Source organism: Tenacibaculum tangerinum (assembly GCF_029853675.1).
Classification (GTDB): domain Bacteria; phylum Bacteroidota; class Bacteroidia; order Flavobacteriales; family Flavobacteriaceae; genus Polaribacter; species Polaribacter tangerinum_A.
On the sequence record NZ_CP122539.1, the window covers coordinates 2588043 to 2611169 of the forward strand.

13 protein-coding genes and 1 tRNA gene are annotated in these 23127 nt (G+C 35.0%); 13 read left to right on the top strand and 1 reads right to left on the bottom strand.

Going from position 1 to position 23127, the window contains the following annotated elements; translation table 11 throughout:
- Positions 1-295: 295 nt before the first annotated feature.
- Together P8625_RS11515 and P8625_RS11520 are read left to right on the top strand one after the other, a co-directional pair.
- Positions 296-3112, top strand: a complete 2817-nt coding sequence (locus tag P8625_RS11515) for a VPS10 domain-containing protein (RefSeq protein WP_279650601.1) — start codon at positions 296-298, stop codon at positions 3110-3112.
- A 97-nt stretch (positions 3113-3209) separates the two neighbouring features.
- Positions 3210-3422 (top strand): zinc ribbon domain-containing protein, encoded by a 213-nt coding sequence (locus tag P8625_RS11520; RefSeq protein ID WP_279650602.1) that lies wholly within the window; start codon positions 3210-3212, stop codon positions 3420-3422.
- Between the two features lie 15 nt (positions 3423-3437).
- Here P8625_RS11520 and P8625_RS11525 read toward each other — a convergent pair whose 3' ends face one another.
- A complete protein-coding gene (locus P8625_RS11525; protein ID WP_279650603.1) occupies positions 3438-3695 on the bottom strand; it encodes a hypothetical protein in 258 nt (85 codons plus the stop codon).
- A 688-nt stretch (positions 3696-4383) separates the two neighbouring features.
- On the opposite strand from P8625_RS11525, the gene P8625_RS11530 reads away from it, so the two are divergent.
- From P8625_RS11530 to P8625_RS11580, 11 genes are all read left to right on the top strand, one after another.
- Positions 4384-9387, top strand: a complete 5004-nt coding sequence (locus tag P8625_RS11530; protein ID WP_279650604.1) for a translocation/assembly module TamB domain-containing protein — start codon at positions 4384-4386, stop codon at positions 9385-9387.
- 13 nt (positions 9388-9400) lie between these two features.
- Positions 9401-11686 (top strand): translocation and assembly module lipoprotein TamL, encoded by a 2286-nt coding sequence (gene tamL, locus P8625_RS11535; protein ID WP_279650605.1) that lies wholly within the window; start codon positions 9401-9403, stop codon positions 11684-11686.
- A gap of 167 nt (positions 11687-11853) precedes the next feature.
- Entirely contained in the window at positions 11854-12216 is a 363-nt protein-coding gene (folB, locus tag P8625_RS11540) for a dihydroneopterin aldolase (RefSeq protein WP_279650606.1), read from the top strand.
- Between the two features lie 55 nt (positions 12217-12271).
- Positions 12272-12342: transfer RNA gene (locus P8625_RS11545), tRNA-Cys, on the top strand.
- 108 nt (positions 12343-12450) lie between these two features.
- Positions 12451-14106 carry a S8 family serine peptidase gene (locus P8625_RS11550; RefSeq protein WP_279650607.1) on the top strand — a complete coding sequence of 552 codons (1656 nt, stop codon included), beginning with the start codon at positions 12451-12453 and terminating at the stop codon, positions 14104-14106.
- 465 nt (positions 14107-14571) lie between these two features.
- The gene (locus tag P8625_RS11555; protein WP_279650608.1) at positions 14572-16221 is read left to right on the top strand and encodes a S8 family serine peptidase; all 1650 of its coding nucleotides are present in this window, start codon (positions 14572-14574) and stop codon (positions 16219-16221) included.
- Positions 16222-16277: 56 nt separating this feature from the next.
- Positions 16278-17123, top strand: coding sequence for an MBL fold metallo-hydrolase (locus P8625_RS11560; protein ID WP_279650609.1), 846 nt, complete (start codon positions 16278-16280; stop codon positions 17121-17123).
- Between the two features lie 11 nt (positions 17124-17134).
- Positions 17135-18775, top strand: a complete 1641-nt coding sequence (locus P8625_RS11565; RefSeq protein ID WP_279650610.1) for a S8 family peptidase — start codon at positions 17135-17137, stop codon at positions 18773-18775.
- Between the two features lie 64 nt (positions 18776-18839).
- On the top strand, positions 18840-19244 hold the full coding sequence (locus tag P8625_RS11570) for a hypothetical protein (RefSeq protein ID WP_279650611.1): 405 nt from the start codon (positions 18840-18842) through the stop codon (positions 19242-19244).
- Between the two features lies 1 nt (position 19245).
- Positions 19246-21096, top strand: a complete 1851-nt coding sequence (locus P8625_RS11575) for a M1 family metallopeptidase (RefSeq protein ID WP_279650612.1) — start codon at positions 19246-19248, stop codon at positions 21094-21096.
- Between the two features lie 216 nt (positions 21097-21312).
- Positions 21313-23004: a glutamine--tRNA ligase/YqeY domain fusion protein gene (locus tag P8625_RS11580; RefSeq protein ID WP_279650613.1), complete on the top strand. Its 1692-nt coding sequence runs from the start codon at positions 21313-21315 to the stop codon at positions 23002-23004.
- Positions 23005-23127: the final 123 nt, after the last annotated feature.

The following is a 23127-nucleotide window of genomic DNA, read 5'->3' on the forward strand; positions in this document are numbered from 1 at the left end:
GAATTGAGGTAAAACAAAACTACTAATTTTTTATACATTAAGTGAGCTTTTATGTTTCTACATCGTTCATATTGAAACTTTTCAGAGATGTTTTTCTGAATGCCTGTTTAATTTTTTTAGAAGCAATTGGTCTTGAAAACTGCATGATGTATTAGAAAATCTATTCCGTTTACAGCCCTTATAACGAAGTTCTAATACATAATTCTTATTAAAACACGAATCTGAATATTTTGTTAATTTTTTTGAAATAGCATTAACTTACAGTATTTTCACTTCGCCTAAAATAAAACTAACCATGAAAATTCTTACCAAAGCTTTGATCGCTTTATTTCCAATTACGGTAATTGCACAGCAACCTACATCCGCAGAAAAAATTCGCAAAGCATTGCAACAAAAAGAGCAGTTAACAGTAACTTCTACCGTAAAAAATATTGCGTTTGAAAGCATAGGGCCTACCATCATGAGTGGTCGTGTGGTGGATGTTGATGTAAACCCAGAAAACACTACCGAATTTTATGTAGGATATGCTTCGGGTGGGCTATGGTATACCAACAATAACGGAACAACATTTACGCCCGTTTTAGACAGTTCACCTACACAAAATGTAGGAGATATTGCGGTAGACTGGAAAAAAGGAACGCTATGGGTAGGCACAGGAGAAAACAATTCTTCTCGTTCATCGTACGCAGGAATCGGTATTTTAAAATCTACAGACAAAGGAAAGACCTGGAAAAATATGGGTTTAACTGATTCACATCATATTGGTCGTATCTTAATCAATCCCAACAATTCTGATGAGGTAATCGTAGGTGTTATCGGACACCTGTACTCGGCAAACAATGAAAGAGGAATTTTTAAAACTACCGATGGAGGAAAAACATGGACAAACACCTTATTTATTAACGAAAACACAGGAATTATAGATGTACAATACGCACCCAATAATTTTAACATATTGTATGCAGCCGCTTGGGAGCGTGAACGTAAAGCTTGGAATTTTGATGGAGACGGAAAAAATTCAGCAATTTATAAATCTAACGATGCAGGAACTACGTGGACAAAAATATCGGAAAACAATGGATTTCCAAATGGAGATGGGGTAGGAAGAATAGGCTTAGCAGTGTATGATGAAAATACTGTATATGCTTTTCACGATAGTCAATTCCGAAGAAAAAAAGACGACAAAAAAGAAGACGATTCTAATGCGTTAACGAAGGAAGATTTTAAAACCATGTCGGTAACGGAGTTTTTAAACCTACAAGACAAAAAACTGAATAGCTATTTAAAAATGAATGGTTTTCAAGAAAAATATCGTGCCGAAAATGTGAAACAAATGGTCCGTTCAGGTACGGTAAAACCTATCGATTTGGCAAAGTATTTAGAAGATGCCAACGCCTTATTATTTGATACTCCCGTAGTAGGCGCAGAAGTTTTTAAAACCACTAATGGTGGTAAAACATGGAAAAAAACACACCAAGGCTATTTAGACGATTTATATTATTCTTACGGATATTATTTCGGAGAGGTTCGTGTAGACCCACAAGACGAGAACGGGATTTACGTATTGGGAGTTCCTATCTTAAAATCGAAAGATGGCGGAAAAACATTTACCTCTATCAGTAAAGAAAATGTACATGCCGATCATCAGGCATTGTGGGTAAACGCTACAAAACAAGGACATTTGATTGATGGAAATGATGGGGGATTAAATATTTCGTACGATGACGGCGAGAGTTGGATAAAGCTCAATCAACCAGCAGTAGGGCAATTTTACTCGGTATATGCCGACAATCAAAAAAACTACAAAGTGTATGGCGGATTACAAGATAACGGAGTTTGGGTAGCGAATCACAATGCGAAAATAGATAAGCGTTGGCATCAAACAGGAAAAAACCCTTACGAAAGTATTATGGGCGGTGATGGCATGCAAGTAGCTGTAGATGATAGAAATCCGAATATCGTATATACAGGATATCAATTCGGAAATTATTACAGAATCGATAGGGAAAAAGGAAAAAGTACATACATTCAACCAAAACATGAGCTAGGAGAGACCCCGTACCGATTTAATTGGCAAACCCCAATTCATTTATCGAAACACAATCAAGATATTTTGTATTTAGGCGGAAACAAATTACACCGTTCTCTAAATCAAGGAAACGATTGGGAAGCTATTTCTAACGATTTAACCCAAGGCGGAAAAAAAGGAAATGTAGCCTACGGAACCTTAACCACCATTTCTGAAAGTCCGTTTCAATTTGGTTTGATTTATGTAGGTTCTGATGACGGATTGGTGCATATAACGAAAAACGGGGGTGGAAGCTGGGAGCACATCTCAAATACCTTACCTCAAAACTTGTGGGTAAGTCGCGTAATTGCTTCAAAACATAAAAAAGAACGCGTGTACGTGACGCTAAACGGATATCGTTTTGACGACTTTACGCCGTATGTGTATCGTTCTGATGATTACGGAAAGACATGGAAAAATATCAGTAGCACAATACCAATGTCTTCTGTAAATGTAATTAAAGAAGACCCCGAAAAAGAAAACATCCTGTATGTAGGAACGGATAACGGTTTGTATGTGTCTTTCAACCAAGGGGCAACATGGGAAGCTTTTAGTAACGGATTGCCCAATGTTGCCGTACACGATTTGGTAATTCAACCAAGCGCAAAACATTTAATAGTGGGCACACACGGACGCAGTTTATACAAAGCCAACATTGCAGCTTTACAAGAATTTAAAGACAAAGAAGCCTTGTTTAGCATCGAAAATATGAGAAAGAATGCTTCTTGGGGAAGTACTTGGAGTAAATGGTTAAAACCCAACACGCCAAAACTTACCATTCCGTTTTATGTAAATAGTAATAGAGAAGTAACACTAAAAATTTATGCTGAAGATGTTTTAGTCAACACGGTAAAAACAGCAGCATCTAAAGGATTTAATGAAGTAGTATACGACGTTACTTTTTCAGAAAAAGGCAGAAAAGAGTACCTAAAAGCGCACAAAGACGCGAGTATTAAAAAAGCAAAAAACGACCAATACTACTTACCTAAAGGAATCTATAAAGTAGTGATGGGAGAATTTAACCAAACATTTGAAATAGAGTAAACTCGTTAAAAGTATCGGAAAACTAAACCTAACTTAGCGGGCAAACTGTAACATTTTTGATTTTTTAGACTCTTATACATAAAACAAAGAGTCATTTATGAATAAGCCATTAAACTACACCTGTCCGAAATGTCATAACAATACCTACGAAGTAGCAGAAATGAGAGCTACAGGAGGTACCTTGTCTAAAATTTTTGATGTTCAAAACAAAAAATTTACCAGTGTAACCTGCAAAAGATGTAGTTATACCGAGTTTTACAAGGCAAAAACAGGGGCATTGAGTAATATTTTTGATTTCTTTACGAGTTAAAATGAGTCATTGATATCAAAAAAATAAACGAATGAGTCTGTACAAGGCAACAAAAAAGATGATAACTGCAATAATATCTCTAGAATAGTTTTTGGGGACTTTATTTTCTTTCTTTAATTCTGTTTTATTTTCTGGATTAGCTATAAATTTATCGCAATCATGTTCAAAATTAGGTTTTTGATTAGTTAAAGAACACAAAACGATGTTGGTAGCAATATCTAGTTTTCTGTTTTTGCATTGTTCGCAATAAATCATTTGTTCAGGATTGTTCATAGTATTTTTTTGATAAAGGTAAAAAAATAAGTGGAACATAAATTACAGACAAAAACTAATTTTAAAAAACCTCACAAAAACTTATGTAGTAACCCATATACATCTCATTTAGCTTTTTAGTGAATGCTTAACTGCTATGTTAAAGAAGTTGATACCGCTTATTTTAATCGCAGCCAATAGACAAGGGTTTAACTACTCTAAGTTTACCTTGAAATTCTTCAATAATTTTTTTGAATACCCAGTACCCTAGTATCGGAGCAGTTTCATTTAGCAAATGAAGTAAAATCAATTGTTTAACAGCAAAGACTTTGGTTTGAATTTTTCATATCTTTGGTAAGTATAGCATTTCATCACTAGTATTTTATGGTAGCAAGCGTGCGAAGTGTAATATACATAAAAGGGGAGGTCAGTTTTTTTGTTAAAGCCTGTTTATGCACGATGTTAGCAAAATGAAGAAGAAATCTTTAAGGGATAGGTTTCAAAAAATGCGGTGCATTTATTTCCGTAAGAATTCCCTCACTAAAGGTCACAAAATCATTACCACATATTCGAAATAAGGTAAAACCTTACAGAAAGAAAGTGAGGTTACCCTATACGATAGGTACGTGTACCTTAGTTTAGAAAAGCATATCATCTGAGAATAAATAAAAAGTAACAGATAATTCAAGTCCTGAACGAGTCTAATGACATGGAAAACAAACCAAAAAAAGAGAAAAGAAAATACCGTTGGTTAAGACGTATTTTAAGAGTAATCTTGGGATTACTTCTCATCATTTTTCTAAGTCTTTTATTTCTGAAAAGTCAATGGGGGCAAAGTTTCATTGTTGATAAGATTAGTGACTATATTGCTAAAAAAACAGATGCCAAAATTGATATTGACCGATTGTTTATCACTTTTGATGGCAATTTACAGTTGGAAAACTTCTTCTTGAAAGACCAAAAAGGCGATACACTTGTGTTTTCAAAATCCTTGGAAGCCGATTTAGAATTATGGAAAATAATAAAAAACGGCGAAATAGGTGTTGAGATGTTGCATTGGAAAGGTTTACAGGCGAACATTACTAGAAAAGACAAGGTGAAAGGGTACAATTTTCAATTTTTAATTGATGCTTTTACAACAAAAGATACTATCGTAGTTGCGCAAGACACGATTTCTAAAAGCCCTCCTAAGGTAAACATTGGTAAATTACGATTTTCAGATATAAACATTGTATTTAAAGATGACGTTATAGGTATTGATAGTGAGATTTATGTAGGGGAATTTGCAACCCGTTTTAAAACGACAGATATCGAAAAGATGGTATTCAAAGCCTCGGACATGGTGTTGAGCGATTCACGAGTGAAACTTATTAAAAACAAAAAAGGACAAAATGATGAAAAAGAAGAGAGTCCAAAAACTACCATTTTACCCAAGTTTTCAGCTGAAAGTATTGTATTAACTAACACGGAGTTGTATTACCAATCACAGCCTGATAAAATTAGTACAGCTCTTAATTTTTCAGATTTTCAAATAATACAACCGAATTTAAACTTACAGGATAAGGAGATTACTATAAACGATATACTACTCAAAGATTCACAATTCAATGTAGAAACCTCGGCCACAACTAAAGATAGTAGTACTACATCCAAAGCGGAAAATCCACAACCCTTTACATGGCCAGAAATCACCTTAAACATTGCAAAGATTGATTTTAGTAATAACCAATTTAGCTATCGTGTAGCCAATACGATTTCTAAAGCACCCTCTTTTGATGTTAATAACATTAAGTTAAGTGATTTGTCGCTGAACCTCACAGATTTGCTGTTCAAAGAAAAAAAAGCGTCACTAGCACTCAATAAATTTAGATTCAATGAAGCCTCGGGCCTTAACTTAAAACAGTTCGGTGTAAGCTTAGATATGGATGACAACCACTTACACCTAAACAACCTCAAATTGCAAATGAATAATAATGTAATAGAAGGAAAAGCAGGTGTAAAATATCCCTCTGTTTCAGCATTTTTGCAAGTACCAGAAAAAGCTATGTACAAGCTGTCCGTTCCTGTTATCCGACTAGACATAGAAGAGGTATTGGCATTGCAGCCCAAATTAAAAAACAACGACTATTTAAAAACGCTGAGCGAGAAGCCATTATCAGGACAATTGGAAGTTTCTGGAGACCTTCTTAGGATGCATGTAGAAAACACACAATTAAATTGGGGAGAGAACACACGTATCACAGCTTCTGCGACCATAGAAAATATGATAAGACCGAAGGAGTTAGAATTTACGATTCCTTCCTTACAAATTTCTTCAACACGTTCAGATTTTTTACAGTTTGCCGATGAAAAGAAGTTGAATATTCGTTTTCCAGATAGCATCTCTCTTAAAGCAAATGCAAAAGGAACACTGAACAATGTAGTAACAGAAGCAACACTAACCACTACACAAGGTATAGTCAATGCCACTGCTAAACTATCAAATCAAAATACCTTTCGTTACGATGCTTCACTTACGACTCATAATGTAGAGTTGGGTACGCTTTTCAACAATCCACAAATAGGTGCTTTAGACCTCAGTTTAAAATCCAGTGGTAGTGGAAAGAACATAAATAACCTCAATGTATTTTTAGACACAAATATTTCGAAACTAACCCTGAATAACTACAGCATAAAAGACCTTGCCATCAATGGAAAAATTAAAAGAGGTAAAGGGAAGATAACATCCACATACAAAGATAAAAACCTCAACTTTACGCTAGATTCTTTTGTGGTACTAGACAGTATAGCGCCAAAAATTAAAGCCGAGCTAAACCTTATTGGAGCCAATTTACAAAGGCTAGGATTAATGCAAAGAGACGTTAAAACAGCGATGAAGATTCATGCCAATTTTAAAGGCAACGTAAACGCTTTTGATGCCACTACAAAAATTACCGATGGTACCATCGTGTACGATAACAACACCTATATTTTAGACGATTTTAATGCAAGAGCTCATACGACAAAAGACACAACTTCGGTGTTAGTTCGGAATAAAATGTTGAATTTAGATTTAAAATCGAACAGCAATCCGCAAGCATTTACCAAAGCACTGAAAAGGCATATCTTAAGTTACTTTTACAGAGACGTTGAAGTATTAGATTCGGTTAAAAACCCTGTAAAGTTACAATTAGAAGGTAAACTATCGCAATCACCAGTATTGAAAGATGTTTTTTTCGTAAACGCAAAAGACTTAGATACCATTTCTGTTTTTATAAATTTTGATGAAAAGGCGAGACGTTTTAAAACCAATATCACCGCACCACACATACAATATGGTAACAATTCTTTAGACAGCTTGGTGTTTGCGATGGATACCAACCCAAAAGATTTTAAGTTTAACTTAGGAATCAAAGGTGTTACTTCTGGCGTATTTGAGATTCCTACAACAAAGATCACAGGCGAACAAAACAATCACGAACTAGCCCTAAAATTTTTAGCCTATACGGAAGAAGCAAAACTTACCGAAATTAACGCTCAAATTACAGGTAATAGAAAACGTTTGGCGTTGAATATAAATCCAGATAACTTAACCATCAACAAAAATAAATGGACCATACCTAAAAATAACGAAATAGTACTATCTAACGAGCAGTTATCATTTCATAATTTTAAAATTTCAAAAGGAAAGCAATCTATTGAATTAACCAACCAACTACCTAATATTACGAAACCGCATTCCGCCATAACCTTTGAAAAATTTCAGCTCAGTGAGTTACTTGACTATTTCAATCCGAAAATTCAACTCGCAACGGGAGCGTTAAATGGTAGTTTTGTACTCGAAAACACTTCATCAGGAACAGGTATTGTAGCAGATGTAGGCATCACTAATTTTAAACTACTCAACACAAATCTAGGTGAATTTAATCTTAGCGGAAACCCACGGTCAGAAAATCATTACACCTTTAACGCGGGGCTTAAAAAAGGAGATGTTGATCTTGATTTGACAGGTGATTATTTCATCAAAAAGAAAGCATCAGAACTAGATATAGACGTTAACATCAATACTTTTAAGATGAAAGCTCTCAATAGCTTGTCTTTGGGTAAAATTAAAGAGGGTAATGGTCAGTTTTCAGGAAAGTTCAAAATTTCGGGTACTACATCTGCACCGAAGTACGAAGGCACTTTGGCGTTTAGCGATGCCGGATTTACACTTACTGCGTTCAATACCCCATTTACAATGGAAGACGAAACCCTAAGTATAGACAATAGTGGTATTGCGATGACGAACTTTACGCTAAAAGATGCCAATAGCAATACGCTCGTACTCTCTGGAAAAATTGGAACCGAGAGCTTTATGAATCCAACCTTCGACTTAACATTGAAAGCAACTGATTTTCAAGTGCTCAATGCCAGTAAAAAAGATAACAATACATTGTATGGTACTGCATTTTTTGATGCAAACGCAACACTAAGCGGTGATTTACAAATTCCGAAATTACGTGCCGATATCACCGTAGATGAGCGAACAAACCTTACCTACGTACTACCTTCAACAGTAGCCAATATCGAAGAGCGTGATGGGGTAGTGGTATTTGTAAACCGAGAAAACCCAGACGCTATACTTACACAAACCACAGAAGAAACAGCAACAGTAAAAGGATTTGATATTGCGACAGCATTAAAACTCAATAGAGGTGCAGCAGCAACAGTAATTATTAACAAAGATACAGGCGATAATTTTAAAGTCGCAGGAGAGGGAGATTTAAACCTAAAAATGTCGCCTAATGGAGCTATCAACCTTTCAGGAGTTTATGAAGCATCACAAGGGCATTATGAGCTTAATTTGTACAATATTGTAAAGCGAAAATTTTTAATGTCGCCGGGAAGTCGAGTGACTTGGCTTGGCGATCCTTTTGGTGCAAAACTGGATGTAAGTGCTATCTATAATGTAGAAGCTTCGGCTTCAGGACTCATGGCTTCTCGTGTTTCTAGTGCAGGATCTTCGGTGCAAAACACCTATAAAACAGTACTGCCATTTAATGTATTCCTGAATATAGACGGTGAGCTATTGCGCCCAAAAATTTCATTTGGTTTAGATATGCCAGAAGAAGAGCACGGTGCGCTCGGTGGTCAAATATACGCACGCGTTCAGGAGCTGAATCAACAAAAAGCAGAACTCAATCAACAGGTATTTTCTTTATTATTATTCAACAGGTTTTATTCAAACTCAGTAAGCGATGGTAGTGCTGGCGGATTTGAAACCTTGGCGCGCAACAATGTGAACGATGCGATATCGCAGCAACTCAACCGCTTTTCTGAAAAACTACTAGGCAAATCGGGCATTGAACTCGACTTTGGTATTGACAGTTATACCGATTATCAAGGAAATACCGCCACCGAGCGGACTCAGTTAGACATTGCCGTTGAGAAAAAATTATTAGACGATAGGCTCATTGTTAGGGTTGGTAGTGAGGTAGATATACAAGGTAGCGACCCCTCTGGTGAAGCAACGCCGCTTATTGGTAACGTAAGTTTGGAGTACATGCTTTCTGAAGATGGAACTTACCGCCTAAAAGGCTTTAGAAAAAATGAGTTTGAAAATGTAATTGATGGGCAAACCATCGTTAGTGGCATAGGCTTGCTATTTACCAAAGAATTTAATCAATTTAAAGAACTTTGGAATAGCCTTTTCAAATCTAAAAAAGAAAAGAACGCAAACACGAAACAATAAAACGCAACTCAATTTGAAGAAACACCTCACATATTATCTACAAACTGTTTTCTTAGCGATACTCTTAGGGTCGTGTAGTGTACAAAAGTATATACCCGAAAATGAACGTTTGTATACAGGGGCAGCTATTACTATTGAAGCAGACTCAACCGTACAAAAAGTAGATGAGTTAAAAACAGAACTAGAAAAGGTATTGCGACCAGAGCCCAATTCAACGTTTTTAGGTATGCGGCTAGGCTTGTTTTATTATTACAAAAATCAACAAGAGAAAACTGGATTTATCAATCGTTGGTTGTATAAAAAATTCGGAGAAGAACCAGTATATCAATCAGATGTTAAAACGTATGAGGTTGAAGATCTTTTGCAAAACCGATTGTATAACAGAGGTTTTTTCTTCAGTAGTATTACCAATTCTTTTCAAGAGCAAGAAAAAGAAGCTGAGGTGAGTTATAAGATTAAAGTACCAGCCCCCTATACCATAGGAACATTTCAGTTAGATACTTTACCCTTACCTATATATAACGATGTGAAGCAAGCTCTGGTTAATTCACCTATAAAAAACGGGATGCGTTTCGATTTGTCTTCGTTAAAACAAGAAAGAAAGCGTGTTCATAGTCAATTAATGAAGAAAGGCTATTATAATTTCAATCCTGATTTTCTCGTTTTTGAAGCAGACACCAATCGGTATGACAACAGAAAATTTGATTTGTTTTTAAAGCTGAAGGCAAAAACGCCCCAAAAAGCAATCATTCCTTATCGCTTAGAAAACATCAATATATACACCAACAAGAACGTTCAAGACTCGACTAAAATGCAAGTGGAGCGCTTTCATGAGAAGAATTATTTTCAAAACAGCTTGTTTTTTAAACCAAAGCACCTTGATAAATTCATCACCTTAAAAAACGGAATGTTGTACGACCCAGAGATTTCTAAAAACACAGCACGCCGACTATCCTCTATAGGTGCTTACAAATACGTTAATATTCAGTACAACGAATTAGATAGTTTATTAACCGACAGTATTGCTAGCCTTGAAGCCAACATCTATTTATCACCATTAACCAAAAGAGCACTGCAAGCAGAATTGCAAGTGGTAACGAAATCTAATAATTTTACAGGTCCCAATTTGGCATTAACGTACAGCAATCGCAATTTGTTTAAAGGAGGTGAAACACTAAATATAAGCACCAATATTGGGTATGAAACTCAGTTTGCTAGTGGTAGCGATGCGGGATTAAACAGTATCGAATTAGGTTTAAAGGGAGAACTTATTTTTCCTCGGCTCATAGAGCCCTTTGGTATTAACGATGCAGCTTTTAAGTATGCAATACCTAAAACCAAAACAAGTTTGGGATTAGATTATCTAAGTCGAAGTAAACTGTATAAGCTGCTTTCTGCTAACGCACTCTTTGGGTATACTTGGGATGCCAATCGGTATACTACCTACGAATTCAACCCAATATCTTTGAATTATACCAGCTTATTGAATTCGAGCGAAGAGTTTGAAACTATTTTAGAGAATAACCCTTTTTTAAAGCGAAGTTTTGAGCAGCAATTTATTTTCGGATTGACATTTTCCTATATCTACAACGAAATGATAGATGCAAATAAGCAAACGCCGTTTTATTTGCAGACTACTCTAGACGTTGCTGGAAATGCGATTAGCTTGTTAAGTAAGCAAAAAAATGAGGGAGAACCGAAGCAAGTTTTTGGGTTGGAATATGCTCAGTATGCTAAATTAGATGTAGATGCTAGACTTCATTTCAATTTTGGAAAGAATAACCGTCAAACCCTTGCTACTCGATTGTTTGCAGGATACGGATTGGCTTACGGAAATTCTGACGTGGTTCCTTTTGTGAAACAATACTTTTCGGGAGGTCCGTACAGTGTGCGAGCTTTTAGAATTCGATCTTTAGGACCGGGAACCTACAATGAAAATGAAGATGAGCTAAGCGATGGTACTTTTTTCGACCAAACAGGAAACATTCGTTTGGAGGCTAATGCCGAATACCGATTTCCTATAGTTTCTTTTTTTAAAGGAGCCTTTTTTGTAGATGCTGGGAATGTATGGAATTCAAAGCCCAATCCGTTGTTTAACGGAAAAGACACCTTTTCGTCGAATTTTATAAATGAGCTAGGTATTGGGGCAGGTGCAGGATTGCGCATAGACGTGCAAGGTTTTGTGGTTCGTTTTGATTTGGCGGTGCCTTTACACGATCCGTCTTTACCCAAACAAGAACGATGGGATTTTCAAGCAGATAAGTCAGTTCTTAACTTTGCTATTGGGTATTCGTTTTAATTGTGGGTCGATAACCAAGCTTTCAATTCACTCAGGCTTGCCTCGAAATTCTTTAATAATTTCTTGCATTGGGGTAGTTTATTTAAAACTAAAAATATCAGAAGAGTCATAAAAAGATATCGTGTAATAGCTATTTTTATCTAAGCAAACATTGTTATTTTTGTAGTATGGGAATTATACGTGTAAACGACATCCGACTATTTACCAATCACGGATGTTTAGAAGAAGAAGCGAAAATAGGTTCTGAATACCGAGTAGATGTAGAGGTAAAAGCCGATTTACAAAAGTCGGCAGAAACAGACGAATTGGTTGATACGGTAGACTATGTGCATCTGAATAAAATTGTAAAAGAAGAAATGGCAATACGCTCTAAACTCTTAGAGCATGTAGCACAGCGGATTATAGATAGAATCTTTAAAGAAATACAACTCGTTGACGAGGTGGAAGTTAGCGTGGCAAAAATCAATCCACCTATAGGCGGTAATGTTGCTGAGGTAGTTATTGTGTTATCCGATGTGCGTAAAAAGTAAAAAAAGCTTGCAAAAAAAGATAAAAACTGTAAATTTGCAGTCCTTATTAGTATAGGGTGCCGTGGCCGAGTGGCTAGGCAGTGGTCTGCAACACCATCTACAGCGGTTCGAATCCGCTCGGCACCTCAAAGAAAGCTCATCAATTGTTGATGAGCTTTTTTGTTAAAAATAGAATTACTTTAAAATAAAATATTATTTTAAAGTAATTTAGTACATCAATAAATTGTAAGTATAATGAAATTCCAAAAGTTTTTAAGAACTGCTTTTCTCGTATTAGTAATATTATTAGCTTTTTCATGTGAAAAAAAGAAATATTCTAGAATTCAGCTTTCCTACACTATATCAAACAAACAAAAACCGTTAGAAAAAGATAATTTGAAAAACTGGCATTTTAAGGATGTCATTATCGATACAATTTCTGGTATAAGTTTGAATAGAGCATATGACAGCCTGTTGATACATAAAAGAGGAAAAGAAGTCGTCGTCGCTATAATTGATATGGCTGTAGATGTAACTCACAAAGAACTAGAAAATCATATTTGGGTTAACATTGATGAGATTCCAAATAATACTAAAGATGATGATGATAATGGTTATATTGACGACGTCAATGGTTGGAATTTCCTTAATAATAAAACAGGAGAAAATAATGAATTTGTAAACTATGAATACACACGGATTTTAAAAAAGTATAATTCAAAATTTCAAAATAAAACAATCAATGAGGTTAGGTCTGAAGATTCATTACTTTTTGTAAAATACAAAAGAGCACTCGAAGCTCATACTAATAGATTAAAATATGCCAAAGAGGATTCAACATACATTACTAATGTTTCAAAATGGAAAAGTGAGGCAGAGCATACTGTTGAAAAGTTTATTACTATTGAAAAGCAAACTTTAGAAAGGTTGGATAGCTTGAAAAATATCTATCCTAAAAATGATAAATTACAAACTGCAATACATCGAAAATCTAATTTTATTAAATACGGATTTACAGATGATTATATTGAAGATTATAAGTTAAAAGCAGAAAGCAGAATAAGCAAGCTACTAAATACCAATTTCGATGACAGAAAAGTCCAAGGAGATGATTCAGAAGATATAAACGATCTTGAATATGGAACACCTAATTTTAATGTTAACACCTCATTACTAGACCATGGAACTAAAATTGCAGGTATAATTACCAACATAGGTCTAAACAAAGAGATTAAAATAATTCCTTTAGCTATATCCGCTTATGGTGATGAGCATGATAAAGATATCTCCTTAGCTATTAGGTACGCTGTAAATAATGGAGCAAAAGTCATTAATATGAGTTTTTATAAAACGTTTATCTTGAACAAAAAATGGGTTGATGATGCTATAAGATATGCAGAAAAGAATAATGTCTTAATTATTAACTGTGCAGGGAATGATGACTTTAACTTAAATGAAAATCAAAATTATCCAACAGACCAAGATCATAACAGCAGTGTTGAAATTTCAGATAATTTCTTGAAAATAGGAGCATCAGGAGTTTATTTAGATGAGAAGTTGAAATATTCATCTAGTAATTATGGAAAGAAAGAAGTCGATCTTTTTGCTCCTGGATATAAAGTTTATACGACTTATCCAAATAATGAAAATGGTTATATGGGCGGAACATCATCAGGTGCAGCAATCACTTCAGGTGTGGCAGCATTAATCTATTCGTATTACCCTAACTTAACAGCTTCTCAAATAAAGCATATTTTAATGGACTCTGGTTTAGAATATACTTTTGAAGTAAGCACACCAACCAAAGAAGATAAAAACAAAACCACACCCTTTAATCAACTATCAAAATCAGGAAAAGTTTTAAACGCATATAATGCACTAATCATGGCAGATAGTATTTCTAGAAACTAAAACAGTTTTTACATTCCTTAACAAAATTAGTCGTTAAAAATCTCTATCCATGTAGCTATACGAAAAACGATTTGGCAGTGTAGAAAATTAGGACATGGAAAAATTGCTATCTCCGAAATGTCAAGGGAAAACTGTTAGAAATGGTTTTTAAAATAAGAAAGAACATTAGAAGTGTAAAGACCGAGGTAAACGATTTTTGTTAAATTATACTTATCAAGATTATAATTCACTTATCAGTATTGATTTAAAACAAAAAGAAAAAAATTAGGTATTTAAAAGTTTACAATTTCTAAACTTAATAATAGGAATATTTCACATATTTTTGGCGGGAGTATAGGTACAGATGGTGATACTATTTTACCAGTTTCATCAAAAATTTGTTTAGATAGACCCAAAGGAGTATGACTTTAATTACAAAGGAAGATATATCTTCCTTTGTGTTCTTTTTAAAACGTTAAATAGATAATGAAAAAACTTATATTTTTGATTTCAATTATATTTTTTGTTATGTCTTGTAGTTTGTCAACCAAAAAAAATGCACTAATAAAAATTTCTAGTATTTCAAATTTGAAAGAGAAAGGAAAAATTGATAAAGAAACTATAGATAAATGGGAATACAAAGACATAGAAACTGATACCCTGCCTGGAATTAGTTTAGAAAAAGCCTACACAACAATATTGAAAAACAAACAACCTAAAAAGGTTATTGTTGCAGTTTTAGACAGCCAGGTCGATATCAATAATAAGAGTTTTTTGGGGCATATTTGGACTAACACTAATGAAATTTTAGGGAATAATATTGATGATGATAGAAATAACTATATTGATGATGTTCATGGATGGAATTTTCTAGGGAATACCAAAGGGAGTAATATTACAAATGCTAATTACGAATATGTAAGAATTGTTAGAAAGTATAATAACCAATTTAGGAATAAAAAAGAATCAGAAATAGATCAAGAACTATTACCGACCTTTCTAAAATATGAAAAAGCTAGGATTACACTTGAATCTGAGTATACTAAAAAAACTAGAAGAGTAAAATTTGGAGAAATAATCTTACAAGATTTTTTAAATGCTAAAGAGGCTTTGAAGAAATACTTTCCTGAAGGAAAATATACTTATGAAAAATTGAAAGAGATAGATACTATCGGGAATGGCTTGTCTAAGCATGTTTTAGAAATAAAATCCTTGTTAGATTATAACGATTCCGAGGAAAATATGAGAAGAGTGTTGAATGATTATAAAAATGATATAAAATATCGTTTAAATATAAATTATAATGCACGTGGAATTTTACAAGATAGCTTGGATGAAATTGGTAATAGAAGCTATGGTAACGAAATTCTTTTTAACAAAGCGAATAATTATACCCATGGCACTAGAATGACTAGTATTATTCTTAATATGGTAAACAACCAAGCTGATGAAATAGATGTAATGCCAGTTGTAGTAGAACCACATGGAGATGCTCATGATAAGGACATAGCATTGGGAATTCGTTATGCTGTTGATAATGGAGCAAAAGTAATTAATATGAGTTTTGGGAAAGAGTTTTCGATGTATCCAGAAATGGTTCATAAAGCTATTAAATACGCAGAGGAAAAAAATGTGTTAATTATATCCTCTTCTGGTAATAATGGAAAAGAATTGAATGAAAATTTTTATAAATATCCAAATGATCAGAAATTAGATAGAGAAGAAGAAATTTCTGATAATTTCCTATTGGTAGGAGCATCAACTTACAATTTAAATAAAAATTTAAAAGCATACTTTTCAAATTACAGTAGATTATATGTAGACCTTTTTGCTCCCGGATATGAAGTATATTCTTTATTTCCTGATGGAGAAAGAAAAATAGATAGTGGTACTTCAATCTCAGCGGCATTAACATCAAAGGTTGCCGCATTAATTTATGCATACTACCCTAACTTAACAGCCTCTCAAGTAAAGCATATTTTAATGGATTCTGGTTTAGAATATACTTTTGAAGTAAGCACCCCAACCAAAGAAGATAAAAACAAAACCACACCCTTTAATCAACTATCAAAATCAGGAAAAGTTTTAAACGCATACAATGCACTAATCATGGCAGATAGTATTTCTATAAATTGAATACTTTTTACATTCCTTAACAAAATAATTCGTTAAAAATCTGCATCTTTGTAGCTATGCGAATTTATCCGATAGAAACAGGAAACTTTAAATTAGACGGAGGCGCTATGTTTGGTGTCGTTCCGAAAACGATTTGGCAAAAAACTAATCCTGCCGATGCAAATAATATGATCTCCATGGGTATGCGTTGTATGCTTATTGAAGATGGCGATCGTTTAACCCTAATAGACACGGGTATTGGAAATAAACAATCCGATAAGTTTTTTGGATATTACTATCTATACGGAGACTTTTCACTAGATACCTCTTTAGCAAAACACGGTTTCCATAGAGATGACATTACCGATGTGTTTTTAACGCACTTACACTTCGATCATTGCGGAGGTGCAATTCAATGGAATAAAGACAGAACAGGATACGAACCCGCTTTTAAAAATGCCCGTTTTTGGAGTAACCAACGTCATTGGGATTGGGCAATACACCCAAATGCACGAGAAAAAGCCTCGTTTTTAAAAGAAAATATTTTGCCAATTCAAGAAAGCGGGCAACTTAACTTTCTGCACTTAAACGCAAAAGATTACGTTGGTTTTGACGTATTGTTTAAAGACGGACATACCGAAAAACAAATGCTACCGAAAATACAATATCAAGGGAAAACGGTAGTTTTTATGGCAGATTTATTGCCCACGGCAGGACATATTCCACTACCTTATGTTATGGGATACGATACTAGACCCTTACTTACTCTAAAAGAAAAAGAAGCGTTTTTAAAAGAAGCTGCCGATAACGAATTTTACCTGTTTTTAGAGCACGATGCTTATAACGAGGTAATTACCGTAAAACACACTGAAAAAGGAGTTCGCTTAAAAGAAACATTTAAATTTACAGATATTTTTAATTAAGAATAGAGATTATGAGAGTTTTAAAGCCCGTATTGTATTCGGCGATTGCAGTAGCTACCTTAGCTAGCTGTAAAACAATAAGCAAAATCCCTGTGCCAGCAGGAAGTAATACTGTAGTGAATATTCCAGCAAAAAAAGCGGAATTAACCGATTACGAACAAGAAAACTGGCAACACTTAGACTTAGCCACCGACACCATTCCAGGGATGAGTGTGAACAAAGCCTACGATTTCTTAAAAGGAAAAAAGAGCGTAGAAGTAGTGGTAGGTGTAGTTGATTCAGGTACCGATTTAAAACATGAAGATTTAGTTGATGTTGCTTGGATAAATACCAAAGAAGTAGCAGGAGACGGAATCGACAATGACAAAAATGGATATGTAGACGATATCAACGGATGGAACTTCTTAGGAGATTCTTATGCAGAACATTTAGAATACGAACGTATTTTAATGAGACCAGAAATTGCAGATGCTGAAACCTTGGCAGAAGTAAAAGCCTATCAAGCAGAAAAGGTTGAAGAAGCGAAGAACACCATAAATCGCTATGGTAACTTAAAAACTGGAGCGATTGAATCTGATAAATTATTGGCAAAATATTTTGGTAAGCCTTCATATACGAAAGAAGAGGTGGAAGCCATTAACACAAGCGATGCAGCGTTAAGTCAAGCAAAAGGCTTTGCTACTCAAATGTTTGGATACTTTGAAACATTAAAAGAAGCGGAAGAATACTTTGAGAAAGGGATAAAAAAAGCTCAGAAAACTATTGATGGTGATAATTTAAAAACAGATTACCGTACGGTTGTGGGAGACGATGCGTATGACATTAACGACAAGCCAGGCTATGGAAACGGGAATACAGGTCACTCTGAAAAAGGAGAGCTTCATGGATCACATGTTTCAGGGGTTGTAGGAGCTACTCGTAATAATGGCAAAGGAATGGATGGAGTTGCAGATAATGTAAAAATTATGGCAGTGCGTTCTGTTTCTGAAGGAGATGAGTATGATAAGGATGTTGCCTTGGGTATCCGTTATGCAGTTGATAACGGAGCAAAAGTAATTAATACAAGCTTTGGTAAAGGTTTCTCTCCCAATAAAGAATGGGTGTACGATGCAATTAAGTATGCAGCATCTAAAGATGTGCTTATTGTAAATGCAGCAGGAAACGATGGTAAAAATATTGACGTAGAGAAAACCTTCCCTAATGATGCACCAAACTTAGTAGATGAAATAGCAGACAATGTATTAACTGTTGGGGCAATGAGTGCTAAGTACAATGAAGAGTTACCAGCAAGCTTCTCTAATTATGGTAAAAAGAATGTAGATGTATTTGCACCAGGAGTACAAGTATATTCGACAACTCCTGATAATGAATATAAAAAGTTAGATGGAACATCATTTGCTTCACCAGCAACTGCTGGAGTTGCTGCATTAGTACGTTCTTACTATCCTGAGTTAACAGCGAGTCAAGTGAAGCATATTGTAATGAATTCAGGAACGAAGATAGACTTAGAAGTTAATAAACCAGGAACAGGAGCTAGATATGGTACTGCGCCTGTAAAAGTTCCTTTTTCAGAATTATCAGTATCAGGACGTGTGGTAAATGCATACAATGCAGTTAGAATGGCTGATAGAATGATAAACGGAAGAAAATAATAGTAATAGAACAAATAAAAAAAGAGCATTAATAAGATGCTCTTTTTTTGTTTTAACGAGCATTATGCAATTAGAATTCAACAAGCATACAAGAGAGTTAACTATTAAAGACGAAGTGCCAATGCACTCATGGTTAATTATCTGTTTAATGGCAATTAATGGAATTAATATGGGAGTTCAGTTGTATACAATGAATTATAAAAACAATGAAGTTCTTTTTATTTTTATGTTGTTACTTGCCATAGTTTCTTTGGTAGTTATATGTTATTACGCTCTAAAAAGATCTTGGAAATCAAAATATTTGCTTAAAGAAATTGAAGGAGTTGAAACTAGAAATCTTTACGGAAAAGAACGAGTTTTTCTAAAGCTACATAATGGAAAAAGACGAAGTTTTCCTGCATTAAAAAATAAGGAAGAACTAATTAATTTTAAGAAAACACTAATCTCAATGGGAATTAAAACAATTTAATATGAAGAAAATAATTGCAAGCCTTTTGTTGTTTCCGCTTATTTCTTGTGCTACGGTAAATAGCACACAAAAAAATACTGTAACCAAAACAAAAGTTCACAAAGAATTGAGCCAAGCCTATTGGCAGCAACATGTTGATTATACGATGGATATTGATATGAATGTAAAAACATATCAGTATAAAGGAACACAAAAACTAGTGTACACCAACAATTCACCAGATGTATTGAACAAAGTGTTTTATCATCTGTATTTTAATGCATTTCAGCCAAATTCTCAAATGGACGTTCGCTCTAGAAACATACAAGATCCAGACAGTAGAGTAGGAGACCGTATTAGTAAATTGTCACCATCAGAAATAGGATACATTAAAGTTAATTCACTAAAACAAAACGGAGCGGTAGTAAAACACGAAACTGTCGGAACCATTTTAGAAGTTACGTTAAACCAACCAATTCAACCAGGAGAAAGTGTAACCTTCGATATGATATTTGATGCCCAAGTACCCAAACAAATCCGTCGTTCGGGCCGTAACAATGCTGAAGGAGTAGCTTTGTCAATGGCACAGTGGTACCCTAAAATGGCAGAATACGATTTTGAAGGGTGGCACACCCCGCCATATTTAGGAAGAGAATTCCACGGAGTTTGGGGTAATTTTGATGTAACTCTCCATATTGATAAAAACTATGTGGTTGGAGGAACGGGATATGTGCAAAACCCACAAGAAGTAGGGCATGGATATGAAGACAAAACAAAACCGTTAAACCTTCCATCAGGAGAGAAGTTAACGTGGAAGTTTACAGCCCCAAACGTACACGATTTTACTTGGGGAGCCGACCCAGATTTTATGCATGATACCTACACCATGGAGAATGGAATCGATTTACATTTCTTGTATAAAAAAACAATGGAGGCTGAATATTTAGAAAACTGGAAAAAATTACAACCTAAAACAGCGGAGTTGATGAAGTATTTCAGTACCCATATCGGTGCCTATCCATACAAGCAATACTCAGTTATTCAAGGAGGAGATGGCGGAATGGAGTATGCCATGTGTACCTTAATTACAGGTGAACGTAAATTGGGTAGTTTGTTTGGAGTTACTGCCCATGAAATGGCACATACTTGGTTTCAGTTTTTATTAGCAACGAACGAAAGCAAACACCCGTGGATGGATGAAGGATTTACCACCTACATTTCAAACAAAGCAGAAAATGAAATCTCAGGAGCAAGAAAAGAAAATCCACATACAGGTTCTTACCGAGGATACAATTATGTAGTAAATAACAATTTAGAAGAACCCTTAACGACGCATGCAGACAGGTACCATACCAATACGGCTTACGGAGTGGCGAGTTATTCAAAAGGAAACATATTCTTATCACAGTTAGAATATGTAATCGGAAAGGAAAATGTAGCAAAAACACTCAAGAAATACTTTGAAGATTTTGCATTCAAACACCCAACACCTAATGATTTCAAACGTACTGCTGAAAAAGTTTCAGGACTTCAGTTAGATTGGTATTTGAATGAGTGGACACAAACAACGCATACTATTGATTACGGAATTAAATCCGTGAACGGAAAAGAAATCACGTTAGAGCGTATCGGAAAAATGCCCATGCCCATAGATGTTGAGGTAACCTATACAAACGGTTCAAAAGAAGCATTCAATATTCCGTTACGCATGATGCGAGGAGAAAAACCAACGAGTGCTACGGTTATTACCGATTGGACGTTTGCACACCCAACCTATACTTTTACCACAAGTAAAGAGGTAAAATCGGTTGAAATTGATCCATCAAAATTAATGGCAGATATCAATCAAGCAAACAACTCGTACGGGAAGTAAATTCAGACGATATATTAAATACCAAAAACGGAAAATCTATATAGGTTTTCCGTTTTTTTAGTGCAAAATTTAATCCGTAATTCACTTTGTGTTATTATCTCACAGATTCTATGTAATTTTGTCGTTTAAACCTTTTTAAGCAGTTCTTTAATAATTACGTATTAAGAGAGAGCTGCAAAAAAGTTGTAAATAGAATACCGTACACAATTTATAAAGATGTCAGAAGAAAAGAAATCATTGAATTTTATAGAGCAAATTATTGAAGAAGATTTGGCAAATGGAATGTCAAAAGAAAATTTGCGTTTTCGTTTTCCACCAGAACCAAATGGATATCTACATATTGGGCATACCAAAGCCATAGGAATTAGTTTTGGTTTAGGAGAGCAATACAATGCACCCGTAAACCTCCGTTTTGACGATACCAACCCAGCAAAAGAAGAGCAAGAATATGTAGATGCGATTAAGAACGATGTTGCTTGGTTGGGATATCAATGGGAAAACGAATGTTATTCTTCCGATTATTTTCAGCAATTGTACGATTGGGCAGTGTTGTTAATTAAAGACGGAAAAGCCTATGTAGATAGCCAAACTTCTGAAGCAATGGCGATACAAAAAGGAACACCCACACAACCAGGAGTCGCTAGTCCGTATCGTGATAGAAGTATAGCCGAGAACCTAGACTTATTTACACGTATGAAAAACGGTGAGTTTGATGAAGGAGCGCATGTACTACGTGCAAAAATAGACATGACCTCGCCTAACATGCTAATGCGCGACCCAATTATGTACCGTATTTTAAAGAAAGAACATCACCGTACAGGGAACGATTGGGTAATTTACCCGATGTACGACTGGACGCACGGAGAAAGTGATTATATCGAACAAATATCGCACTCGTTATGTTCATTAGAATTTAAACCTCACCGTGAACTGTATAATTGGTTTAGAGATCATGTGTACGAGTATAGTAAATCAGCATACCCATTACCACCAAAACAACGTGAATTCTCACGCTTAAATTTGAGTTATACAGTAATGAGTAAGCGTAAACTGATGAAGTTGGTTGAAGAAGGAATCGTTTCTGGGTGGGACGATCCGCGTATGCCAACCATTTCAGGACTACGACGAAGAGGGTACACGCCAGCAGCTATTCGCAGTTTTGTAGAAACCGTAGGAGTTTCTAAAAGAGAAAATGTAATTGATGTGGCGTTGTTAGAGTTCAAAATCCGTGAAGATTTGAACAAAACAGCCAATCGTGTAATGGCAGTTTTAGACCCTGTTAAAGTGGTGATAGACAATTATCCTGAAGATAAAGAAGAAATTCTCATTGCAGAAAACAACCCAGAAGATGAAAATGCAGGAACAAGAGAAGTACCATTTTCAAGAGAACTGTACATTGAAAGAGACGATTTTAAAGAAGAAGCCAACAGAAAATATTTCCGTTTGAGTATCGGTAAAGAAGTCCGTTTAAAAAACGCATACTTCATCACAGCTAACAGTGTAGAAAAAGATGAAAACGGAAACATTACCGTAATTCACTGTACCTACGACCCCTTAACAAAATCAGGAAGTGGTACCGAAGAAAGCAAGCGAAAAGTAAAAGGAACCTTGCATTGGGTATCGGTAAAACATGCTGTAAAAGCTGAGGTAAGAGCCTATGATAGGCTGTTTTTAGACGAAGCACCAGATAGTCATAAAGACAAAGACTTTATGGAGTTTTTAAATCCGAATTCATTAGAAAAAATTACGGCGTATGTCGAGCCAAGCTTGCAAACAGCAAAAATTGGAGACCGTTTTCAGTTCCAACGCTTAGGGTACTTTAATGTAGATGACGATTCAACCCCTGAAAATTTAGTATTTAATAAAACGGTTGGACTACGCGATACTTGGGCAAAAAAGAACAAGTAATCTCTAAAAATATAAACACCATAAAAAACGCTGCTTTTCAATTGAAAAGCAGCGTTTTTTTAACAAAAAATTCAATTTTCCCTTTTCATTAGAATATGTATCTTTACAGATTAAGGATAGTTG

What these genes read in the sequence shown, in the direction of transcription:
- P8625_RS11515 (WP_279650601.1), top strand. Translation starts at nt 296, where the DNA reads ATGAAAATTCTTACCAAAGCTTTGATCGCTTTATTTCCAATTACGGTA.
- P8625_RS11520 (WP_279650602.1), top strand. Translation starts at nt 3,210, where the DNA reads ATGAATAAGCCATTAAACTACACCTGTCCGAAATGTCATAACAATACC.
- P8625_RS11525 (WP_279650603.1), bottom strand. Translation starts at nt 3,695, where the DNA reads ATGAACAATCCTGAACAAATGATTTATTGCGAACAATGCAAAAACAGA.
- P8625_RS11530 (WP_279650604.1), top strand. Translation starts at nt 4,384, where the DNA reads ATGGAAAACAAACCAAAAAAAGAGAAAAGAAAATACCGTTGGTTAAGA.
- folB (WP_279650606.1), top strand. Translation starts at nt 11,854, where the DNA reads ATGGGAATTATACGTGTAAACGACATCCGACTATTTACCAATCACGGA.
- P8625_RS11550 (WP_279650607.1), top strand. Translation starts at nt 12,451, where the DNA reads ATGAAATTCCAAAAGTTTTTAAGAACTGCTTTTCTCGTATTAGTAATA.
- P8625_RS11555 (WP_279650608.1), top strand. Translation starts at nt 14,572, where the DNA reads ATGAAAAAACTTATATTTTTGATTTCAATTATATTTTTTGTTATGTCT.
- P8625_RS11560 (WP_279650609.1), top strand. Translation starts at nt 16,278, where the DNA reads ATGCGAATTTATCCGATAGAAACAGGAAACTTTAAATTAGACGGAGGC.
- P8625_RS11565 (WP_279650610.1), top strand. Translation starts at nt 17,135, where the DNA reads ATGAGAGTTTTAAAGCCCGTATTGTATTCGGCGATTGCAGTAGCTACC.
- P8625_RS11570 (WP_279650611.1), top strand. Translation starts at nt 18,840, where the DNA reads ATGCAATTAGAATTCAACAAGCATACAAGAGAGTTAACTATTAAAGAC.
- P8625_RS11575 (WP_279650612.1), top strand. Translation starts at nt 19,246, where the DNA reads ATGAAGAAAATAATTGCAAGCCTTTTGTTGTTTCCGCTTATTTCTTGT.
- P8625_RS11580 (WP_279650613.1), top strand. Translation starts at nt 21,313, where the DNA reads ATGTCAGAAGAAAAGAAATCATTGAATTTTATAGAGCAAATTATTGAA.